We start from the raw sequence: 5103 nt of genomic DNA on the forward strand, positions 1-5103 counted from the left end.
CGTCATCAAGATGCCGGGTCAGCGTCGGGGTGGTGGTCGTCTCGATGATGCCATTGCCGAAATTCCAGACATAGGTGAAGGTGTCGCCCACCCCCGGGTCCTGCACGCTGACGCCAAACTCGAACTCACCCGCCGTGGCGGTCGGGGTGACCGTGAAATCGTTCAGTTCGGGCGGAACGTTTTCGACGGCAATCGTGTGTTGCCAGTTCGCCAGCTGCAAATCCGGTCCGGTGCTAGGAATTCGCATCAGACGGGCGGAGATTGTCATGTTGTCGATCGAGGTTCCGGTGGGATTGTCGTCCCTGATCGTATGTTTGCCGCTGAACGCGCCGCGTGTGTGCGCGACGTTGTCGGTGAGGCTCAGGCGCTCGATATCGCCATCGCCCCAATTCACTTCGACATAGCAGTTGTCCAGTTCGACGCCATACGCGTTACCGCCGAAGGTTATCGAGTCGCCCTCGCGGTAAATCGACCCAAAGACCGACGACAGGGTGACATCAAACAGGCCGCGAGCACCGAGAGTGGCGAGGACCTCCTCCTTTGTCGGGTTACGCGGATCGACTGCCGGCGGCCAGACGACCGCGTTGACACTGACTTCGGCCTCGCCTAGATCGTCATCCGTGACCGATAGCCGTGCGCTATACACACCTTCCTGCGTCACCACTACGGTCGGTGCGGCCAAGGTAAAGGATTCGTCGATCAGCGCTCCGTCCGGATCGAAAATCTCCCAGTGATACTCAAGCACGTCGTCCGGACTTGGGTCGATTACCGATGCGTAGGGCGCAAAGGTGTCGCCGATTTTCAGGTCACGACCGCCACCGATTTGAATTTCCGGGTTCTGATTGACCACGGTAATCACGGTGGTCATGTCACCCACACCGAGATCATCGTCTTCAACACGGATTTGCACGGTGTAATCATCGCGCGGCGTCCCGCTCGGGTCATCGTCGCGATACACATGCCTGAGCTCCGAATTTCTGTCGTCAAACGCCAGCGTTTCGGTGGTTACCTGCCCATCGCCCCAATCGACCGTCACTGTGAATGAGTCTTCAAGGCCAATGTCATTGACATGCAATTGCAGTACCGCCGTGGTGTTTTCAGCGATCGACGGCGAGACAAACTCGGCGTCCACCGTCGGCTCGACGTTGTGCACGTGCAGCATGATAGTGCCGCTGCCCTCGCCGCCCTCGCCATCGAAAATCCAAGCCTTCAGCTTGTAGAAATCGGAGGATGTACCGCTTGGGTTATCGTCGAGAAACAGCGACGCCATGGAGAAGGTCGTGACGCCCGGATCGAGCGTAATGGATCTCGCCTCGCCATTCCCCCAATCGACGATCACGATATGCGTTTGCGCTGGTTTGGAAGGGTTGGTGAATTCGCCGATGAGAACGGCACTCGAACCCTCGTTGATCTCCGATTTTTCCAGAGTCAAGCTAAGAGTGATTGGCAAAACATCGGCGGGCGTCGTTTCCAGACGGACATTGTCAATCTCGGTCTCCCACGGAACCGTTGAGACCGATTGATTCCCGGCTTTCTGCAAGGCACGCACATCCGCAACCCTGAAGGAAAACTGCCCAACCTTGCCGCGCAGCGCCGCAGGGATCGTAACCCGCACATTGGTCCGGGTTACGCCAGCCGCTACGGGTACTGGAACCGACTCCGTTGAAAGCACAACACCGTTGGCATCCTTGAAATCAACGAGCAGGACGCCGCTGACAGAAAGCGGAACGGACTTAGAGTCGACCGTGAAGAGGTCAGAACCGTCCTCTGTTGGTAAAGCAATCTGCTTGGGCGTGGACACATCGAACAGTAGGGTGGTCTTGTCCGGCGGGAAGTATTGCCAGTCATGGGTCAGGACATCCCCGGCCCCGCTAAGCACCCCCTTAACGTTAAGCCATTTCTGCTGGATGTACTTCAATATATCCGGCATAACGTTTGTCGCCAGGTTCCATCCATACTTTATAGCGAGCCCCTTCACTAGTTGCGTCATAACCGGATTCTTTAATAACTTACCCCAGAACCCATCTGCGCTGGTTGCCAACCACTCCGCCAATCTAATCCAAGACGTGGGATTCAATAGCGTGGTGACAACGGTCTTTAGGGCAGTCCAAGCAAATAGCCTCGTGTTGGTTCCGTCGGGGAAGCCAAATTCATCCCAAAGGGCTTGATTAATGTTTGGCAAATCAGCCTTCATTGCCTCTTTGTCAAAGTAAAAGGATTGATGTGTAATGCCCTGGAACCAACTGCCACTACCACCCTGGAATGACCAACCCGGTATCTCGAAACCCGTTTGTATGGACCCGTAGCGGCCATACACCGGGTTGCGCGCTGACTGAAAATCTCCATCAAAAACGCCCGGAATCGCCTCTTTTGTGTTCCCCTGCTGCGTCGAGGCGCCGCCATCCTCAACGCTCGCCCCGACCAGGGGCGTCACCGGACGCTTCGTTGCTCCGCCGCCCAGATAGCTGTAGCCCCAACCAATGCCGGTTCCCTCTTGCGAACGCTGATCCGCTTTATCAGACTCCGCGCTGGCACCTGTCTCGCCGACATTAATCTCGCCGGCCCGATACCAGGCATTACCTTTCTCGAACGACCCGCTGTTCGTACCAAACAAACCGTTGGCTACTACAGCAGGCAGGTTGTATGCCTCTAGGGTCGCCAGTAGGTTCCTGCGGTCCGACGGGCTCCGGTAAATATATTGGGGAATCCAGTGCAACCACGAACTGTCCCGATAGCGATTCGTGGCCAGATTGGCCGTTCCGTAATACCACCCGAGGACACGAAAATGCGCCTGGTTTGTTCCCACCTTGAAAATCCAAGGACTCCACATAACGTCTTCGTGATTGAACCCGGCCATGCTGTCCAAGTTAATGTTGACGTCAGCGCCGACGATATTTTTCGACGGATCGCTAACGATTTCTCGCCCGTTGACCGTGAAGGTCAATCTGCCTAGGCCCGATCCAACCCATACTTCCGGCTTGCCCAATTGCTGATAATAGTTGTCAAAGAAACCGATGTTCGACCATCGGTTTATGACCGGGTCCAAATAATCGCCGTACTTGAGCGAGCCAAAGCCCCCCATATCAAGAATCCGGCCAATCCAAGTCGTTCCAACGCCAACGATTTTTGCGATTGCCTTAGTGATTAGATTCGGAAACCACTGAACGATGCCCGCCACCGTCGATAGGTCACCAATTAACAAGGTGGTTATCAAATTAAGCGAGGGCTGCTTGAAATCATGCGGATCGAGTGTCGTGAACTGAATGTCTTTCACCTCCGGGAAATATTTGCCCATCCGTTGGGTCACCTCGCTATTGACCGAGGCGCCGCGGCCAAAACCGATGAAATGCAAGGGCGAATTAAAAAGCCGATGTCCGGTATCGTTCTCCAGCTTGATCAGCCCGGCGAACATTCCGTCGGCCGCCGCTTCCGAGAAGCCCGAATCGACAACGCTCGAATCAAGAATCCAGTTGGCAATCAAGACGAGCGGATGACCGAGCACGTCCGCCGGCGTCTTATTGACATTGGGATCGCCGAGGTATTTCCAGCCCATCGTTTCGGGCAGATAAACAAAGACCTCGCCCCCGCCCTGCGCGGCAATGGCCTTCCCGAGTTTAATCTCTTCCTCAAGTTCTGATTCCGGGTTTGCTGACGCCCAGAATTTAATATTGGAATCGTGCGTAATGATCGTCACGCCGGCGAAATGGGTGTTGGTCTCATCAAGAATCGGGGCGCTATCCAGAGTTCCGGACTCGCGCGACTTTTGCCCGGTCACGCTAATGGCCTCAACGCCCCAGTAATAGTGCTGACCCGCCGTTAAATAAACATCGGTGGGAATTTGATAGCTCTTCTCGCCCGCCGCGAACGAGCCGATGTCGGCCTCAGTGAGCTTTCTGGTAAACACCCGCGCAAAATCCTTGACATCACCCTCAAACAGGCCGTCCCCGGGCGGGAAGGTGCTGATGGTGAGCAGCACTTCGCTGGCGGCTTCCTTTAATTTGAACTTGATAATATTCGACTCAGGCGTCGATCCAAGGGTAATGGCCTTGTTGGTCAAATCCACGCTGTCGTGCGACGACTCAATATCGGCTATCCACAACCACCATGGGGCGCCCTCAATTTCCTGCTTTACCGGCGCCACCACCTGGGTTCCGTTGACGCGATCGATCGGGATCGGCTTTTTGGAATTTTGCTTATTGATCGAATTGGCTTCAGCGGCCGCTATGAGGTCGGGCAGATTCCAGGTCAGTAGCCCGTTCTTCATGGGCACATAAGTAGATGGATCATCAACAATGGCTGGAAAATAACCCAGATCGGCCATCAGCGATTTGCCATCTTCAGTGATATGCAGACGTTGTAATGTGCCATTGATAATGGGCGTCGTCGCGCCCAGATACTCCGCCTTGCCGAACGGGTCCTTGATGATGCCGACTTTGCCGCCCATTTGTGGCGCGGACCTGAAAAAGCCGTCGCCGGTCGTTTCGTCGGGCTCGTTCAGATCAACAAAGAAATCGGCGACCAGCGCGTACTCGACGCCATCCTTGACGATCAGCACCGGCGACTGTGCGCGCTGGATGTTGAGCTTATAGGGGTCGTTGATGCGGGTGTCCCCGGCAATGACGCCGGACATTTCTACTCGCTTGATCCCCGTGTTTTTCGTCAGGCTTCCATCGGGAGCGAGGCTTACGGTCACCGTGGCCAGCCCGGCGTTGACATCTTTGCCATTGGTCAGCAAAAAGCGCAACAGTTTGATCCCATCCGTGGTCGTTCGAATCCCCGCTGCAGAAATAAACTCCGGATCTTGACCGATACCGACTGGGAACTCCACCTTGATGACCGCCGTACTCCCGGTGGGAACGGCCATTCCTGAGCTGATAACCTGCAACGCATTAATATCCAGAATCAGGACATTGCCAGGGGTTTTGCTAGCCGGCTTTTTCCCCCAAGTAATAAACTCGTACCGGCTCGCTGGCGCCGTTAGCGCGAGATAGGAATGATCCTCACCCTGAATCACTGCCAGATCGCTATAACCATAGGCTTGGGACGGCAAGGCGATTTGCTGCTGCAGCAAGAAATCAGTACTGGTTTCATCGATATTCAAGC

Annotated in this window: 1 protein-coding gene; it reads right to left on the reverse strand. The window is 55.3% G+C overall.

Annotation, left to right across the window (positions count from 1 at the left end):
* On the reverse strand, positions 1–4864 hold a 4864-nt coding region (locus Q1J43_RS00225), incomplete at its 3' end, for a hypothetical protein (RefSeq protein WP_301100271.1).
* Between the last annotated feature and the right edge of the window lie 239 nt (positions 4865–5103).

It is taken from the genome of Propionivibrio sp. (assembly GCF_029255185.1).
Taxonomy (GTDB): Bacteria; Pseudomonadota; Gammaproteobacteria; order Burkholderiales; family Rhodocyclaceae; genus Propionivibrio.